Origin of the sequence: Streptomyces sp. HNM0645, assembly GCF_030056615.1 — a bacterium.
Classification (GTDB): domain Bacteria; phylum Actinomycetota; class Actinomycetes; order Streptomycetales; family Streptomycetaceae; genus Streptomyces; species Streptomyces marianii.
In genome coordinates, this window is sequence record NZ_JASHLT010000001.1 from 179,914 (window position 1) to 195,922 (window position 16,009).

The 16,009-nt window shown below is 72.4% G+C and carries 13 protein-coding genes; 10 read left to right on the forward strand and 3 right to left on the reverse strand.

Features of this window, described 5'->3' with window-relative positions; translation table 11 throughout:
- Positions 1-11 precede the first annotated feature (11 nt).
- Entirely contained in the window at positions 12-455 is a 444-nt protein-coding gene (locus QMZ92_RS00800; RefSeq protein WP_283295246.1) for an SRPBCC family protein, read from the forward strand.
- 377 nt (positions 456-832) lie between these two features.
- Positions 833-3,253 (forward strand): MFS transporter, encoded by a 2,421-nt coding sequence (locus tag QMZ92_RS00805; RefSeq protein ID WP_283295247.1) that lies wholly within the window; start codon positions 833-835, stop codon positions 3,251-3,253.
- A 118-nt stretch (positions 3,254-3,371) separates the two neighbouring features.
- On the opposite strand, the gene map is transcribed toward QMZ92_RS00805, so the two are convergent.
- Positions 3,372-4,139 (reverse strand): type I methionyl aminopeptidase, encoded by a 768-nt coding sequence (gene map / locus QMZ92_RS00810; protein ID WP_283295248.1) that lies wholly within the window; start codon positions 4,137-4,139, stop codon positions 3,372-3,374.
- Positions 4,140-4,666: 527 nt separating this feature from the next.
- Here map and QMZ92_RS00815 point away from each other — a divergent pair.
- The 5 genes from QMZ92_RS00815 to QMZ92_RS00835 all read left to right on the forward strand — a co-directional run bounded on the left by QMZ92_RS00815 (position 4,667) and on the right by QMZ92_RS00835 (position 10,790).
- Positions 4,667-5,416, forward strand: coding sequence for a hypothetical protein (locus QMZ92_RS00815; RefSeq protein ID WP_283295249.1), 750 nt, complete (start codon positions 4,667-4,669; stop codon positions 5,414-5,416).
- A gap of 158 nt (positions 5,417-5,574) precedes the next feature.
- Positions 5,575-6,408 (forward strand): M55 family metallopeptidase, encoded by an 834-nt coding sequence (locus tag QMZ92_RS00820; RefSeq protein WP_283295250.1) that lies wholly within the window; start codon positions 5,575-5,577, stop codon positions 6,406-6,408.
- A 76-nt stretch (positions 6,409-6,484) separates the two neighbouring features.
- Entirely contained in the window at positions 6,485-7,816 is a 1,332-nt protein-coding gene (locus QMZ92_RS00825; RefSeq protein WP_283295317.1) for a M20/M25/M40 family metallo-hydrolase, read from the forward strand.
- A gap of 11 nt (positions 7,817-7,827) precedes the next feature.
- Positions 7,828-9,828 (forward strand): LpqB family beta-propeller domain-containing protein, encoded by a 2,001-nt coding sequence (locus QMZ92_RS00830; RefSeq protein ID WP_283295251.1) that lies wholly within the window; start codon positions 7,828-7,830, stop codon positions 9,826-9,828.
- Positions 9,829-9,833: 5 nt separating this feature from the next.
- Positions 9,834-10,790: a S66 peptidase family protein gene (locus tag QMZ92_RS00835; protein ID WP_283295252.1), complete on the forward strand. Its 957-nt coding sequence runs from the start codon at positions 9,834-9,836 to the stop codon at positions 10,788-10,790.
- A 125-nt stretch (positions 10,791-10,915) separates the two neighbouring features.
- Here QMZ92_RS00835 and QMZ92_RS00840 read toward each other — a convergent pair whose 3' ends face one another.
- Positions 10,916-12,034, reverse strand: coding sequence for an adenosine deaminase (locus tag QMZ92_RS00840; RefSeq protein WP_283295253.1), 1,119 nt, complete (start codon positions 12,032-12,034; stop codon positions 10,916-10,918).
- Positions 12,035-12,179: 145 nt separating this feature from the next.
- Positions 12,180-12,932 carry a GntR family transcriptional regulator gene (locus tag QMZ92_RS00845; protein ID WP_283295254.1) on the reverse strand — a complete coding sequence of 251 codons (753 nt, stop codon included), beginning with the start codon at positions 12,930-12,932 and terminating at the stop codon, positions 12,180-12,182.
- Positions 12,933-13,252: 320 nt separating this feature from the next.
- Here QMZ92_RS00845 and QMZ92_RS00850 point away from each other — a divergent pair, with 320 nt between their 5' ends.
- The 3 genes from QMZ92_RS00850 to QMZ92_RS00860 all read left to right on the forward strand — a co-directional run bounded on the left by QMZ92_RS00850 (position 13,253) and on the right by QMZ92_RS00860 (position 15,794).
- On the forward strand, positions 13,253-14,728 hold the full coding sequence (locus QMZ92_RS00850; protein ID WP_283295255.1) for an MFS transporter: 1,476 nt from the start codon (positions 13,253-13,255) through the stop codon (positions 14,726-14,728).
- A gap of 84 nt (positions 14,729-14,812) precedes the next feature.
- Positions 14,813-15,076 carry a LapA family protein gene (locus QMZ92_RS00855; protein ID WP_283295256.1) on the forward strand — a complete coding sequence of 88 codons (264 nt, stop codon included), beginning with the start codon at positions 14,813-14,815 and terminating at the stop codon, positions 15,074-15,076.
- A gap of 25 nt (positions 15,077-15,101) precedes the next feature.
- Positions 15,102-15,794, forward strand: a complete 693-nt coding sequence (locus QMZ92_RS00860; RefSeq protein WP_283295257.1) for a GNAT family N-acetyltransferase — start codon at positions 15,102-15,104, stop codon at positions 15,792-15,794.
- The last annotated feature ends 215 nt before the right edge of the window (positions 15,795-16,009 follow it).

The window sequence follows — 16,009 nt, forward strand, 5'->3', positions numbered from 1 at the left end:
AAGGAGAAGCGATGGCGCAGGTCGAGGCCACGACGGAACGGATCGTCGCGGGGGGCGCGGAGGCCGTGTTCGACGCCCTGGCCGACTACAAGGACACCCGTGCGAAGCTCCTGCCCGGGCACTTCAGCGAGTACCAGGTGCGCGAGGGAGGTGACGGCGAGGGCACCCTCGTCCACTGGAAGCTCCAGGCCACCAGCAAGCGCGTCCGTGACTGCCTCCTCGAGGTGACCGAACCGACCGACGGCCAGCTCGTCGAGAAGGACCGCAACTCCTCGATGGTCACCACCTGGACCGTGACGCCGGCCGGGGAGGGCCGCTCGCGGGTCGTGGTCACCACCGTTTGGAACGGCGCGGGTGGCATCGGCGGATTCTTCGAGCGCACCTTCGCGCCCAAGGGTCTGGCCCGGATCTACGACGAGGTGCTCGCGAACCTCGCCGCCGAAGTCGGGAAGTGAGCATCTGGATCGCCGCTCGACTTGAGCGCTGATCCTCTCGGGCGGTGATCCTCTCGGGCGGAGGGCGGCGTCGCGCTCGGGGCGGAGCCTCTCCCCCGAAGAGGTGGATCCGGACGGCCCTTCACCCGGTCCGGAGGTGAACTCCCTTCCGCCGCGCCCCCGTAAGGGTCACCGTTTCGAGTGGTTTTCCCCGTGGTTCCGTGAGGCCCCCGGCGTACCAGGTGCACAGAGAAGCGCCTGATGGGCGACTGCTGTGCGCCCCCGGTTCCCCGTCCGCCCGCCCTGCGCCCCCTCCTCGTTGCAAGCGCCCCGCTTGATCCGTCTTGGCGTGCAATGCGAAGAATGACGCCGCGCAGCCGCGACGAGGGGAGCAGTACGTGGGCGGGACCACTCTGGTGAAGGACGGGCAGACCACCGGGACGACCGGTCGTCCCGGACCCCCCGCCGCCGGAGCCGGGGACGCTGCCGCGCTCAGCCCCCGGCGGGTCCGGCTCGTGTTCTTCGGTCTGCTGCTCGCCCTGCTGCTCGCCGCTCTGGAGCAGATGATCGTCGCCACGGCACTGCCGAAGATCGTGGGTGAACTCCAGGGTCTGGAGCGCATGTCCTGGGCGATCACCGCCTACCTGCTCACGGCCACCATCGGACTGCCGGTCTACGGAAAACTCGGTGACCTCTACGGCCGCAAGGGCGTCTTCCAGTTCGCCATCGTCGTGTTCGTCGCCGGCTCCGCCCTCGCGGGCTGGTCCCGGACGATGGACGAACTCATCGCCTTCCGGGCCGTCCAGGGCGCCGGCGCCGGCGGGCTGATCATCGGCGTCCAGGCGATCATCGCCGACATCGTCCCCGCCAGGGAACGCGGCCGGTTCATGGGCCTCATCGGCGCCGCCTTCGGGCTCGCCTCGGTCGCCGGGCCGCTGCTCGGCGGCTTCTTCACCGATCACGTGTCCTGGCGCTGGTGCTTCTACTTCAACGTTCCGTTCGGCCTCGTCACCCTCGTCGTGGTGGCCGTCGTGCTGAAGCTCCCCAAGCCGCAGGCGAGGGGCCGTTTCGATGTCCTCGGCGCCGTGTGCCTGGCCGCGGCGTCCACCTGCCTCGTCCTGCTGACCAGTTGGGGAGGGACCGAGTACGCCTGGGACTCGCGCGTCATCCTCGCCCTGGCCGCGGGCGCCGCCGGAACGACCCTGCTCTTCCTCGCCGTCGAGCACCATGCTCCCGAACCCGTGATCCCTCTGCGGCTGTTCCGCGACCCGGTCTTCAACGTCACCGGTCTCGTGGGGGCCGTGGTCGGCGTCGCCCTCTTCGGCGCGGCCGGATATCTGCCCACGTTCCTGCAGATGGTCGACGGTGCCAGCGCCACCGAGTCCGGCCTGCTGATGCTGCCCATGATGGGCGGCATCGTCGTCGCCTCGATCGTGTCGGGCCACCTCATCAGCCGCACCGGTCACTACAAGTCCCATCCCGTGGCCGGTACCGCCCTCGCGGCCGTCGGCATGTGGCTGCTGTCCGGACTGGGGACCGAAACCTCCCGGTTCACGTACTCGGTGTGGCAGGCGGTCCTCGGCGTCGGTGTGGGACTGGTGCTGCCGGTGCTGGTCCTGGCGGTGCAGAACTCCGTGCCGCCCGCCGACCTCGGTACCGCCACCAGCGCCAGCAACTACTTCCGCCAGATCGGCGGCAGCGTCGGCGCGGCCGTCTTCGGCACCCTCTTCGCCGACCGGCTCGCCGCCGCCCTCGCCGGCCGCATCCCCACGCCCCCCGAGGGCATGCCCGAGGTACAGGTCATCACCCCGCAGCTCGTGCACGCGATGCCGCCCGCCCTGAGGGACGGCTACGTCCAGGCGTACGCCGACGCGATGCCGCGGATCTTCCTCTACCTCGTGCCGGTGCTCGTCCTCGGTCTGATCCTCGCCTTCTTCCTCAAGGAGAAACCGTTGGTGACCCACAACGCCCCCACGGCCGCCGAACCCATGTCCGTGCCCCACGCCCGCACGGCGCCCGCCGCCCCGGCACCCGCGCCGGCGGCCCCCAGCGCGGGAGTTCCCGTCTGCGGCACGGTCCAGCACCTCGACGGCAGCACCGTGCCCCGCGCCGCGCTCACCCTCATCGACGTCCGGGGGCAGCAGATCGGACGCGGGGCGAGCGGCGAGGACGGACGGTACGCCCTCAGCGTCCCCGGACCCGGCTCGTACGTCCTCATCGCCGCGGCCGGCGGGCATCAGCCGCAGGCCGTGTCCGTCACCGTCGGCGAGCGGCCGGTCGACCTGGACGTCGTCCTCGGCGGTGCCGGACGGCTCGCCGGAAGTGTGGTCACCGCCGACGGAAGCCCCGTGCGCGACGCGGCGGTGACGCTGACCGATGTGCGCGGCGAGGTCGTCGCGTCCACCCGCAGCGGCCGGGAGGGCGGCTATGTGATCGGCGACCTGGTGGCGGGGGAGTACACCCTCGCGGCGAGCGCACCGGCCTTCCGCCCGGCCGCACTGCCCGTGAGCGTCCAGGCGTCCCGGGAGACCCGCCAGGACATCGAACTCGCCGGCGGCGCGGTCCTGCGCGGCACGGTGCGCGCGGGCGGCGGGCGGCCCGTGGAGGACGCGCGGGTGACCCTGCTCGACGCGGCGGGGAACGTCGTCGACACGCTCACCACGGGTCCCGAGGGGAGCTTCCGCTTCGTCGATCTGTCGTCCGGCGAGTACACCGTCATCGCCGCGGGCTATCCGCCCGTGGCGACGGTGCTGCAGGTCGCGGCCGGGGGACGCACGGAGCGCGAACTCCAGCTGGGGCACGAGGACCCGCACTCCTGACCGGAGGTCGCCGGTCCACTCCTGACCGGAGCCGGCGGAGGGGAACGGCCGTGCCGTGGCGTTGTGGCGCTCGTCGAGTGTCGGGAGCCGTTCCCGAGGAGTGTCGGCGGATCGGAGGTCACGGCAGGGTGAGGATGCGCGGGCCGTCCTCGGTGATGGCGATGGTGTGCTCGATGTGGGCGGCCCGGCTGCCGTCGATCGTGCGCAGGGTCCATCCGTCGGGGTCGGTGCAGTAGGCGTTGTGTCCTCCGGCCATGAGCATGGGTTCGACGGCGAGGGTGAGGCCGTGGCGCAGGGGGAAGCCGCGGCCGGGTCGTCCGTGGTTGGGGACGTGGGGGTCTTCGTGCATCCGGCGGCCGATGCCGTGGCCGCCGAAGTCGGCCGGCATGCCGCAGCCTGCCTTGCGGGCGACCGTGCTGATGGCATGGGAGATGTCTCCGATCCGGTGGCCGACGGTGGCGGCGGCGATGCCGGCGTCCAGGGCCTGCCGGGTGGCGGCGATGAGTTCGAGGTCGGAGGGGCGGGGGGTGCCGACGGTGAAGCTGATCGCGGCGTCGCCGGTCCAGCCGTCGAGTTCGGCTCCGCAGTCGATGCCGACCAGGTCGCCGTCGCGCAGGCGGTAGCCGCCGGGGATGCCGTGCGAGACGGCGTCGTTGACGGACGCGCAGATCACGGCGGGGAAGGGGGTCGGGGCGAAGGAGGGCTGGTAGCCCAGGAACGGAGAACGTGCACCGGCCTCGCCGAGGACGGTGCGGGCGGCTTCGTCGAGCTCGCACAGGCGGACCCCCACGGCTGCCGCGCCGCGGGCGGCCGCAAGCGCGTGGGCCACGACGCGTCCGGCTTCTCTCATCGCCTCCAGCGCCGTGTCCGTCTTGATCTCCACCATGTGTGCGTCTCCCTGCCGTCCGAGCTGTCCAATACTTATACCGGTATTAGTATCATGGCATGGTGGGAGTCCTTCCGGTCCGCGGGAGCGGTGGGCGCGGAGAGCGCTTCGGGGTCCTGCTTCGACAGGCCACGGATGGCCGCCGCAGCACGGTCGACGTGGCGGCCAACGCCGGGGCGTCCCCCGGAACGCCGGGAACCGGATGTTCCCGACGCGGCCCGATGCGGACTCCTGCGTCAACCCTCGAAGGGCTTCGCATGCCGACCGCTCGGGTCCGGGGCCGGAAGCGGCGGACGGCCGGGGTCGTTGGGGGCCCGGAACCGCCCGGGCGCCCGGAAACGGCGGAGTTCCGGGCCCCGTGCGGACGCGGCGGAACCGGTTCGGGCGGAGGTGTGGATCGCGCTGTCCCGGCTCGCGGCGCGCGGGTGCCCGGCCGATTCGCGCGATGACCGGCGGGCCGCACTCGCGGGGGCCTACTGTTGAGTCACTTGTCGTGGATCCCGCGTCCGGGAAGGAGCCTGTCAGCCATGGACGGTGGCGTTCCGCCGGCCCTGGGGCGGCGGTCGGCGGCGGTCGGCCCGGCCGGCCTGGCCGTGGTCCTCGTCGACGGCGCCGGCCGTGTCTCGCACTGGTCCGAGGGCGCGCGGGCGCTGTTCGGCCACGACGAGGGGACGGCCGTCGGCCGGTCCGCCGCGGACCTGCTGCCCGTCAGCGGCGCCCTGACGGCGGCCGACGCCGCGCCGTCCTCGTTGTCCCCGGGGGCTTCGGCGTTCGCGCCCTCCCTGCCGTCCCTTTCATCCCCTTCGCCCCTGCCGTGGGGCCGCGGCGGTCGCCGCGCCGAACCGGGCGCCCCGTCCGGGACGCACGTCTTCTGTCCGGTGGCGGGGCGTGCCCGGCTCGGCGCGGGCGGAGCCCGGCCTCGGGAGGAGCGGATCGACGTGCTGTGGTGGGCCTACCCCCTCCCGGACCCGGGACCGGAGCGGCTCCTCGTCCTGGCGGCGGACGCCGGGCGGTTCGGCTCCGGCGACGCGCCCGGCGGGGGACGCGTCGCGCCCGGGTTCGCCCCGCACGCCGAACTTCCCGGCTCCGGCGAACTGGTCCGCCGGCTCGCCGCGGTCCTGCCCGGCGCGGGCGTCCGGGATCCCGGTGGGATCGTCGGCCGGGTACGGGAACTGGGCTGCCCCGTCATCGAGTTCGACCGCCCCGACCGGATGCCGGCGACGCCCGAACGGGGCGTGCCCAGGTGCCGGTCCTTCGTACCCGGCGGCGCCGGGTGAATGCCCTCCCGGGAAGGCGCGACGAGGCGGCCCGAGCCGGCCGTGCAGACGGTGAAGAGGCTGGTCGGAGGCCGGAACGAGGGACTTCATCGGCCTGAACCGCCGGGAGTTATCCACAGGGGTGGTCGACGCGGCGGGCGGCGCGTACGGTTCCTGGCATGAAGATCCTCATCAGTGCCGACATGGAGGGCGCCACTGGTGTCACCTGGCCGGCCGACGTGCTGCCGGGCACGCCCCAGTGGGAGCGCTGCCGGTCCCTCTTCACCTCGGACGTGAACGCGGCGGTGCTCGGCTTCCTCGACGGCGGCGCCGATGAGGTGCTCATCAACGAAGCGCACTGGAGCATGCGGAACCTTCTGCTGGAGCGCCTGGACGACCGTGCCGAGATGCTGACAGGGCGGCACAAGTCGCTGTCCATGGTGGAAGGCGTTCAGCACGGCGACGTGGACGGTGTCGCCTTCGTCGGTTATCACACGGGCGCCGGTGCCGAGGGCGTCCTCGCGCACACCTATCTGGCGAACTCGATCACAGGCGTGTGGCTGAACGGCACCCGGGCGAGCGAGGGCCTGCTCAACGCGCACGTGGTCGCGGAGTACGGGGTCCCGGTGATCCTCGTCACCGGCGACGACCTCACCTGTGAGGACGCCCTGGGATATGCGCCGGAGGCCCGGAAGGTCGCGGTCAAGGACCATGTCTCGCGGTACGCCGCGGTGTGCCGCACGCCCACCCGCACGGCCGCGGACATCCGCGCCGCCGCCAAGGAGGCCACGGCCCTCGCCGTCCGCCACGAGCCGGTCCGGGGCGGACCGTTCACCGTGGAGCTGGAGTTCGACGCGGAGCACCTCGCCGCGGCCGCCACCGTCGTGCCGGGGACGGCCCGCAGTGGCGAGCGCCGCACCGTCTACACCAGCGAGACCATGTATGAGGCCATTCGCACGTTCAAGGCCGTCACGACGATCGTCTCCGCCGCGGTGGAGGAGCAGTATGGCTGACGTGACCCGCTGCCCCACCCGGACCACCGAGCCCACCGCACCATCCGACACACCGCACAGGGACAGGTCCCTCGACATGACAAAGGCCGCACCCGTCGACGACACCGCCCTCGACGAGGTGGTGAGCTTCACGTCCGAGCTCATCCGCATCGACACCACCAACCGCGGCGGCGGCGACTGCCGTGAGCGCCCCGCCGGGGAGTACGTGGCGGAGCGGCTCGCAGCCGCCGGCCTCGAGCCCGTCATGCTGGAGCGCACTCCCGGCCGTACGAACGTGGTCGCCAGGATCGAGGGCACCGACCCCTCCGCCGACGCCCTCCTCGTCCACGGGCATCTCGACGTGGTCCCGGCCGAGCCGGCCGACTGGACCGTCCACCCGTTCTCCGGCGAGGTCCGCGACGGCGTCGTCTGGGGGCGCGGCGCGGTCGACATGAAGAACATGGACGCGATGGTCCTGTCCGTCGTGCGGGCCTGGCACCGCGCGGGCATCCGGCCGCGCCGGGACATCGTCATCGCCTACACGGCCGACGAGGAGGCCAGCGCGGAGGACGGGGCGGGCTTCCTCGCCGACCAGCACGCCGGACTCTTCGAGGGCTGCACGGAAGGCATCAGCGAATCCGGCGCGTTCACCTTCCACGCCGGTCCCGGAATGGCGCTGTACCCGGTCGGCGCCGGTGAGCGCGGCACCGCCTGGCTGCAGCTCACCGCACACGGCAGGGCGGGCCACGGCTCCAAGGTCAACCGCTCCAACGCCGTCACGCGGCTGGCCGCGGCGATCGGCAGGATCGGTGCGTACGAGTGGCCGGTCAGGCTCACCCCGACCGTGCGCGCGGCCCTGTCGGAGCTGGCGGCCCTGCAGGGGATCACCGCCGACCTCGACGCGCCGGACTTCGACGTGGACGCCCTGATGGCCAAGCTCGGCCGCGCCGCCGCGCTGGTCGAACCGGTCGTGCGCAACAGCAGCAACCCGACGATGCTGGACGCCGGTTACAAGGTCAACGTGATCCCCGGCCGCGCACGCGCCTTCGTCGACGGGCGGATGGTGCCCGGCGGCGAGGAGGAGTTCCGGGAGACACTCGACCGGCTCACCGGACCCGACGTCGACTGGGAGTTCCACCACCGGGAGGTCGCCCTGCAGGCGCCCGTCGACTCCCCGACCTTCGCCAAGCTGCGCGCGGCGATCGAGCGCTTCGATCCCGAGGGGCACGTCGTCCCGTTCTGCATGTCCGGCGGCACCGACGCCAAGCAGTTCTCGCGCCTCGGCATCACCGGCTACGGCTTCTCACCGCTGAAGCTGCCCGAGGGCTACGACTACGCGGCGATGTTCCACGGAGTCGACGAGCGGGTCCCCGTCGAAGCCCTGCACTTCGGCGTCCGCGTCCTCGACCACTATCTGAAGTCCGCATAAGGGGGGTTGGCATGGTACCCATGGGGGCCTACGGCACTTGGCCGTCGCCGATCGACGCCGCGCTCGCGGCCTCGCACGACGGCCGTCCCGATTTCGCCGGCGTCGTCGGGGAGGAGGTGTGGTGGACCGCGCCGCGCCCCGCCGAGGGCGGGCGCCGGGCACTGATGCGCCGGAGAGCGGGCGGCGCCGAGGAGTCCGTCCTGCCCGCCCCCTGGAACGTGCGCAGCAGGGTCATCGAGTACGGTGGCCGGCCATGGGCAGCCGCCGCCCGGTCCGGGGACGGCCCGCTCGTCGTCTTCGTCCACCACTCCGATCAGCGGCTGTACGTGTTCGAACCGGATGGCGGAGGTGAGCCGCGGCCGCTCACTCCGGTGTCCGGGGTCGGAGGCGGACTGCGCTGGGTCGACCCGGTGGTGCTGCTGGACCGGGGTGAGGTCTGGTGTGTGCTGGAGGAGTTCACCGGCGACGCCCCCACCGACGTGCGGCGCGTCGTCGCGGCCGTGCCGCTGGACGGTTCCGCGGCGGAGGACCGTGCGGTCGTACGGGAACTGACCGACGACCGGCACCGGTTCGTGACCGGCCCCCGGCTCTCCCCGGACGGGAGCCGGGTGGCGTGGATCGCCTGGAACCATCCGCGCATGCCGTGGGACGGCACCGAGGCCATGGTCGGCGAGGTCTCCCGTACGGGACCGTTCACCGCGGTGCGCTGCGTCGCCGGCGGCCCCGACGAGTCGGTCGCCCAGGTCGACTGGGCCCCGGACGGTTCGCTGCTGCTCGTCTCCGACCCGGGCAACTGGTGGGAGCTGCGCCGTATCCGGCCGGACGCCCTCACCGGTGCCGAGCCCACCGCGACCGGACTGTGCGAGGGCCGGAACGAGGAGTTCGGCGGTCCGCTGTGGAAGATCGGCCTGCAGTGGTTCCAGCCGCTCGACAGCGGACTGATCGCGGTCATCCACGGCAAGGGGTCCACGGCTCTCGGGATACTCGACCCGGAGACCGGCGAACTGGTCGACGCGGCGGGGCCCTGGACGGAGTGGGCTCCGACGCTCGCGGCGCACGGCACCAGGGTCGTCGGCGTGGCGGCCAGCCCCCGCACCGGCTACGAGGTCGTAGAGCTCGACACCCGTACCGGCCGGACCCGTGTCATCGGCGCGGCGCACGCCGACGCCGTGGACCCCGCGTACTACCCCGAACCCCAGATCCGCACTTTCACCGGTCCGGACAACCGCGAGATCCACGCACACATCTACCCGCCCCACAACCCGGACCGGGTCGCCCCCGATGACGAACTGCCCCCGTTCGTGGTCTGGGCGCACGGCGGACCGACCGGACACGCGCCGCCCGTCCTCGACCTGGAGATCGCCTACTTCACCTCGCGCGGCATCGGCGTCGCCGAGGTCAACTACGGCGGCTCCACCGGATACGGCCGCGAGTACCGCGACCGGCTGCGCGAGCAGTGGGGCGTCGTCGACGTGGAGGACTGCGCGGCGGTCGCCGAGGCCCTCGCATCGGAGGGCACCGCCGACCCGGACCGGCTCGCCATCCGCGGCGGCAGCGCCGGAGGCTGGACCACCGCGGCATCGCTCACCGGCACGGATGTGTACGCCTGTGGCACGATCATCTATCCCATCCTGGACCTGATGGGCTGGGCCACCGACGAGACCCACGACTTCGAGTCGCAGTACCTGGAGTCACTGGTCGGTCCGCTCGCCGAGGTGCCCGGGCGCTATCGGGAGCGGTCGCCGATCGAGCACGTCGACCGGATCTCCGTGCCTTTCCTGCTGCTCCAGGGGCTGGACGACCCGATCTGCCCGCCCGTCCAGAGCGAGCGTTTCCTCGCCCAGATGGCGGGACGCGGCATACCGCACGCATACATCGCCTTCGAAGGAGAGGGCCACGGCTTCCGCCGCGCGGAGACCATGATCCGAGCTCTGGAAGCCGAACTCTCGCTGTACGCCCAGACCTTCGGCATCCGGCGCACCGACGTCCCCCCGCTCGAGCTGAAGAAGTGAACGTCATGCACCGGCACTCCGGCGCGGTGGGCCCGACCGCCCTCACCCGGCCCGCTCGCCTCACCCCCGGGGCCAGGGTCGCCGTCGTCGCCACGAGCGGTCCCGTCCCTGCCGACACCCTTGAAACGGGCCTGGACATCCTGCGCGACTGGGACCTGGACCCGGTCGTCATGCCCCATGTCCTCGACGAGAGCCCGGATCTCGGGTATCTCGCGGGCAGGGACGAGGACCGTGCCCGGGACCTGGAGCAGGCATGGTGCGATCCGTCCGTCTCCGCCGTGATCTGCGCCCGCGGCGGCTACGGCGCACAGCGCATGGTGGACCTCGTCGACTGGGCCGCGATACGCGCGGCCGGGCCGAAGGTCTTCGTCGGCTACAGCGACGTGACCGCGCTCCACGAGGCCTTCGCGGTCCGCACCGGGCTGTCCACCCTGCACGGTCCCATGCCGGCCACGGCGAACTTCCCCAAGGACACCGCCGGCCAGGAGTCGCTGCGCGCCACGCTGTTCGAGCCCGAGTCGGTGATGGCCCTCGGCCCGGGCACGGGCGGGGCTGCGCTTGTCCCGGGACGCGCGCGCGGCATCACCCTCGGTGGCTGCGTCAGCGTGCTCGCCGCCGACCTCGGCACCCCGCACGCACGGCCATCGGCACGCGGCGGCCTGCTGCTGATCGAGGACGTGGGGGAGGAGGCGTACCGCCTGGACCGGATCCTCACCCAGCTGCTGCGCTCCGGCTGGCTGGACGGAGTGGCGGGTGTCGTCCTCGGCTCCTGGGAGGACTGCGGACCCTACGAGGAGGTCCGGGCGCTCCTGCTGGACCGGCTGTCCGGACTCGGTGTACCGGTCGTCGAGGAACTGGGCTTCGGGCACGGCCCGGGCAACCTCACCGTGCCCCTCGGGCTGCCGGCGCTACTCGACGCCGACGCGGGGACGCTGACGCTGGAGGTGCCGGCGCTGAGCTGACGGAGGAGGACGTCGCCGGGCCGCGCCGGACCCGGGGGAGCCCGGACCGATGCCTGCGCGGCCCCGTGACGGACGCGCAGACACCTCGCGGACACCTCCCGGACCGGATGCGCACCGACGGCGCGTCACGGTCGGCCGAGCGCCGAGTAACCCGGCCGGATCACCTCGTCGATGATGCGGCGGCGCTCCGGGAGGGGCAGGAAAGCGGACTCGACGGCCGCGACGGTGAACCGCTCGAAGACCTCGGGACCATAGCCGAACGCGTCGGCCATGTGCTGGAACTCGCGGCTCATGGTGGTGCCGGAGACCAGACGGTTGTCGGTGTTGAGCGTCACCCGGAAGCCCAGACGGCGCAGCAGGTCGATCGGATGCGTCGCGTAGTCCTTCGCGGCACCGGTCTGCAGATTCGACGTCGGGCAGACCTCCAGCGCGATGCGGTTGTCGCGGACGTAGGCGGCGAGATGGCCGAGTGTCGCCGTGCCGTCGTCGTGGAGCTGGATGTCGTCGGTGATCCGCACACCGTGGCCGATGCGCTCGGCACCGCAGACCTGGACCGCCTCGTGGATGGACTCCGCGCCGACGGCCTCGCCGGCGTGGATGGTGAAGTGGCAGTTGTGCCGCTTCAGGTGCTGGAACGCGGCCAGGTGGTTCGCGGGCGGGTTGCCGATCTCACCGCCCGCTATGTCGAAACCGGCGACACCGCGGTCCCGGTGGGCGACCGTCAGCTCGGCTATCTCCAGCGAACGCCGAGTGTGCCGCATGCCGGTGAGCAGGGCCCGGACGGTGATACGGCCGCCCGCCCGCCGCTCGCCCTCACGGAGACCCTCGTTGACCGCGTCCACGACCTCGTCGAGGCTCAGCCCGCGCACCTGGTGCTGCTCGGGGGCGTAGCGCACCTCGGCGTACACGACGCCGTCCGCGGCCAGGTCCTCGGCGCACTCCGCAGCGACCCGGAAGAGGGCGTCGCGGGTCTGCATCACCGCGCAGGTGTGGGCGAAGGTCTCGAGGTAGCGCTCCAGCGAACCCGAGTCCGCGGCATCGCGGAACCAGACGGCGAGTGCGTCGGGGTCGTCGGTGGGAAGATCGCCGTAGCCGCACTCCCTGGCCAGCTCGATGATCGTGGCGGGGCGCAGACCGCCGTCCAGATGGTCGTGGAGAACGGCCTTCGGCGCGCGGCGGATCCAGCCGGCGACGGGGGCGGGGGCGGCGGGCGACTCTGCGGCGGAGTTGTCAGACAAGTGCATGCAGCGGGAGTGTACGCCACGCCGCGACCGGATGCGTCCGGCCCCCGCGCTCGCCGCCCGGGTCGGGGACGTCCGCCTGCGGTGCGGGCTCGCCGGTCGTGTCCGGCGCGGGAAGCCGGGAGTGGCGGTCGCCGGCCGACCGCTGTCAGTTCGACTGGAGGACGGGGAGTGCCGGGGCGCCCGTCGGCAGCATGTGCTTGGCGGCCAGGATCGGGACGTCGGCGGAACGTACGACCTGGGTGACCAGTACGGCGGGGGTGTCGGCCGGGCGGTTCAGCTGGGCCCCCCGGCGCCGGCCGAGGAGCGTCGCCGTGATGCCCGAGTGCGCGGTCAGCGTCACTCCCCGGGAGGCCCCGGTCAGTACCGCGAGCATCGACGTTCCGATGGCGTCCCCCGCCTCCCCCAGGGCCCGGGCGAATGCCGGATGCGCCCGCTCCAGGACGTCGTCGGCCGCCGCCCACTCCTGGCTGAGCGCTGCCGCGCTGCCCTCGCCCGACAGCAGCGACTCCCAGAACCGCAGCTCGGCCCGGGCGGGGGCGAGCAGGTGCTGGGTGGTGAAGTCGGTCGGTTCCTCGACCGTGCGCAGCAGCGCTCTCACCCGCAGGGGCGGCGTACCCGCCGAGAGTTGTTCCTCCAGCGGCCGGACGTGCTCGAAGCCCCGGCGCGGTGGGCTGTCGTTGACGGTCCTGCCCACTCCGCGCCGTACCGTCAGCAGTCCGTCCTCCTGCAGGAGCAGGAGGGCCTCGCGCAGGGCGGGCCTGCTCACGCCGAGCTCGGCGGCCAGCCGCGGCTCGGAGGGCAGGGTGCATCCCGGCGGATAGGTTCCCTCGTGGATGGCGTCCGCGATCCGCTCGTACAGGACGACGACCGGCCTCCGCTGCTCTCCGCTGACCGCCACGGCCCCTCCTCGGCTCACTTGTCAGGCTGCGAATCCGGGCCCGCTCGTCCCGTCGCGGCCGGGGCCGTGACGGGGCCGCCGGCGGATGTCGCCGGGCCGGCCCGTGTTTCACCTGGTGTGCCAGGGTCCTGGCCCACCCCGCATCCTGCCGACCACCGTAGTTCACAGCCAGCGGGCCTTGACGTTCTACGCCCGTAGATTCCAATCTGTTCCAGCGGCACTTGTCAGACAAGATCTGCAAGGCCCTGTTTGGGCTGCCGTCGTATCGATGAGCACATCGGTGGATCTCGAGAACTGACCTCCATGGCGAAGGGGCCGACATGTCATCCACGCCCGGCCGGACGCGATCCGGGTCCGACTCCAACCTGGCGGGCCGCCGCGCCATGCTGGCGGCCATGGTGCTGGCTGTGCTCGGCTACCAGATCAACGCCACGATGCTGAGTCCCGCCCTCCCGGACGTCATCGAGCGTCTCGGCACCACGACGGCCGCCGCGGGCCTCTCCCAGACGCTGTTCTTCCTGATGGCCGCGATCGGTCAGGTCACCCTGGCGCGTCTCAGCGACCGCCGGGGCCGCAAGCCGATGATGATCCTCTGCGCGATCGTGCTGATCGTCGGCGATGTGCTCTGCGTCCTCGCCCCGAACATCGAGGTATTCATCGCGGGGAGGATCCTGCAGGGTGTCTCGGCCGCCATGTTCACCCTCGCGTTCCTCACCCTGAACCAGTTGCTCAGCCCTGCCGGCTTCGGCAAGGCGGCCGGCATCATCACCGCAGTCAACGGCGGCCTCGCGGGCGTCGACGCCGTCGCCGGCGGCCAGATCGCCGACACCATCGGATTCCGCGGCATCTTCGTCTGCTCCGCGCTGATCGCCGTCGCGGGCCTGCTCGGCGTCCACCGCTACGTGCCCGAGACTCCGCCCGCGAGCACCGTCGGCAGCTTCGACTCGCGCGGCATCGCGGCTCTCTCCCTCGGCCTCACCGGCGTGCTCGTCGGCCTCGCCCAGGGCAGCGCCTGGGGCTGGAACTCGCCGCTCACCCTCGGCTTCCTGCTCGGCGGTGTCGCCTCTCTCGTCTTCTTCGTCGTCTCGCAGAGGTCCGCCGCCGACCCGGTGATCGACATCGAGGTCCTGGCCTCCCGCCGCGCCTGGCCGCTGCTGATCACCACGATCTGCACGCTCGGAGGTGCCTTCGGCGCGATCGCCCTCACCATCCCGCTCTTCGCCCAGGACCCCGGGGTCGGCCTCGGGCTGTCGGCGGTCACCGCCGCCGTGCTCTTCCTCACTCCGATCCAGCTGATCGGTGTCGTCTCCGCCCCGCTGACCGGCCGCATCGGTCCGAGGCTCGGCTGGCGGAGGGTCGTCGTCACCGGCGCGATCGCCAACTTCACGATCTTCGTCTTCGCCACCGTCTTCCTGCACAACGAATGGTTCCTGGTCGCCGCGCTGGCCGCGCTCGGGGTGACGTACGGCGGTTTCATGCTCACCGGCCTCAACGGCCTCGCCGTCACCACCGCTCCCAGGGACAAGCCCGGCTCACTCTCCGGCCTCAACGGCGCCTGCTTCGGGATCGGGGCCTCGCTCGGCATCGCCCTCGCCTCCGCCATGATCACCGCGGGGAGCGACGCGAACGGGGTCACGGAGGCGGGCTACCGCAACGCCATGTTCGCCGCGCTCGCCCTCCTCGCCGTCGGCGTGGTCACCGCCCTGCTGATCCGGCGCCCGGAACCGGCGGACGCGGTGGGGGAGCGCGGCGAGCGGTTCGAAGAGCGGCCCCGGCCGGTGCTCAGCCACCACTGAGGACGCTGCCCGGGCGCCGGACGGTTCACCCGTACGGCCCACTCCGCGCGCCTCATGGGACCGGGATCCGTCCATCCTGGTCCCATGAGCCGCAAGAACGCGACGACCGGGGCCAGGGGCAGCGGCGGGCACGGCGGTGAGGGCCTCCGCGGCAGACTCACCCCTGGAAGGATCGCCGCCCTGGTGGTCGCGGTCCTCACCCTGGTCTTCATCTTCGAGAACACCAAGGAAGTCGAGATCAGGCTGCTGATCCCCGAGGTCACGATCCCCCTGTTCCTGGCCCTGCTGGGGACATGGGTCGTCGGCGGTCTCTGCGGTGCCTACCTCTTCCACCGCCGCAGGCGATGACCGGGGACTTGGTTAGCCTGGCGCCATGTCCCCGGCACCAAGTCCCCCTCCGGACGCACGCGACACCACCACCGCCTCCGGCCCCGGGGCCACGGCGGGCCCCCGGGCACTCTCGGGCTCCGAGGTCCCCGGTGGTTCCGATGCTCCCGCCGAGGCGGTCGCCGTCGGCCCGAGGACGTTCATACGCCACTACCGCCTCGACGACGCGGCGCAGTACACCGCGCTCGCCGGGGAGAGCACCCTGCTCCACCGGCCCTGGCTCTTCCCGCCCCGGACGGAGGCCGACTACCTCGCCTACGCCCGCAGGCTCCTCGAGGACCCGACCAGGGCCGGCTACCTCGTGTGCGATCGAGCGGACGGCCGGATCGCCGGATTCATCAACATCAACAACATCGTGGAGGGCGCCTTCCTCAGCGGCGCTCTCGGTTACGGCGCGTTCGCCCACGCCGCGGGCCGCGGACTGATGACGGAGGGCCTCGGGCTCGTCGTCCGCCGTGCCTTCGGGCCGCTCGGACTGCACCGGCTCGAAGCCAACATCCAGCCCCGCAACCAGGCATCCATCGCCCTGGTGCGGCGGCTGGGCTTCCGGCTGGAGGGCTTCTCCCCGGACTTCCTGTTCATCGACGGTGCCTGGCGCGACCACGAGCGCTGGGCCATCACCGCCGAGACGGAACTCCGTGTTCCACGAGCGGTCACCGGCGCCGGGAAGAGGTACTGACTGCCGGAAGGAGCATGCACGACGGCCTGCCGGTCCCGAACGGGCCGGGCCCGCACGCCGCCCGGCCCGCCGATCCCGATCGGCCCCGGCCGACACGCACCTCCCGGCCCGCACCCCACCGGCCCGCCAGGACGCGGAATCCGGTGCGGACGCACCGGATTCCGGTCACGATCCCGTCAAGTCCGGTGTGAGAGCGTTCTCCTCACCCTCATCGG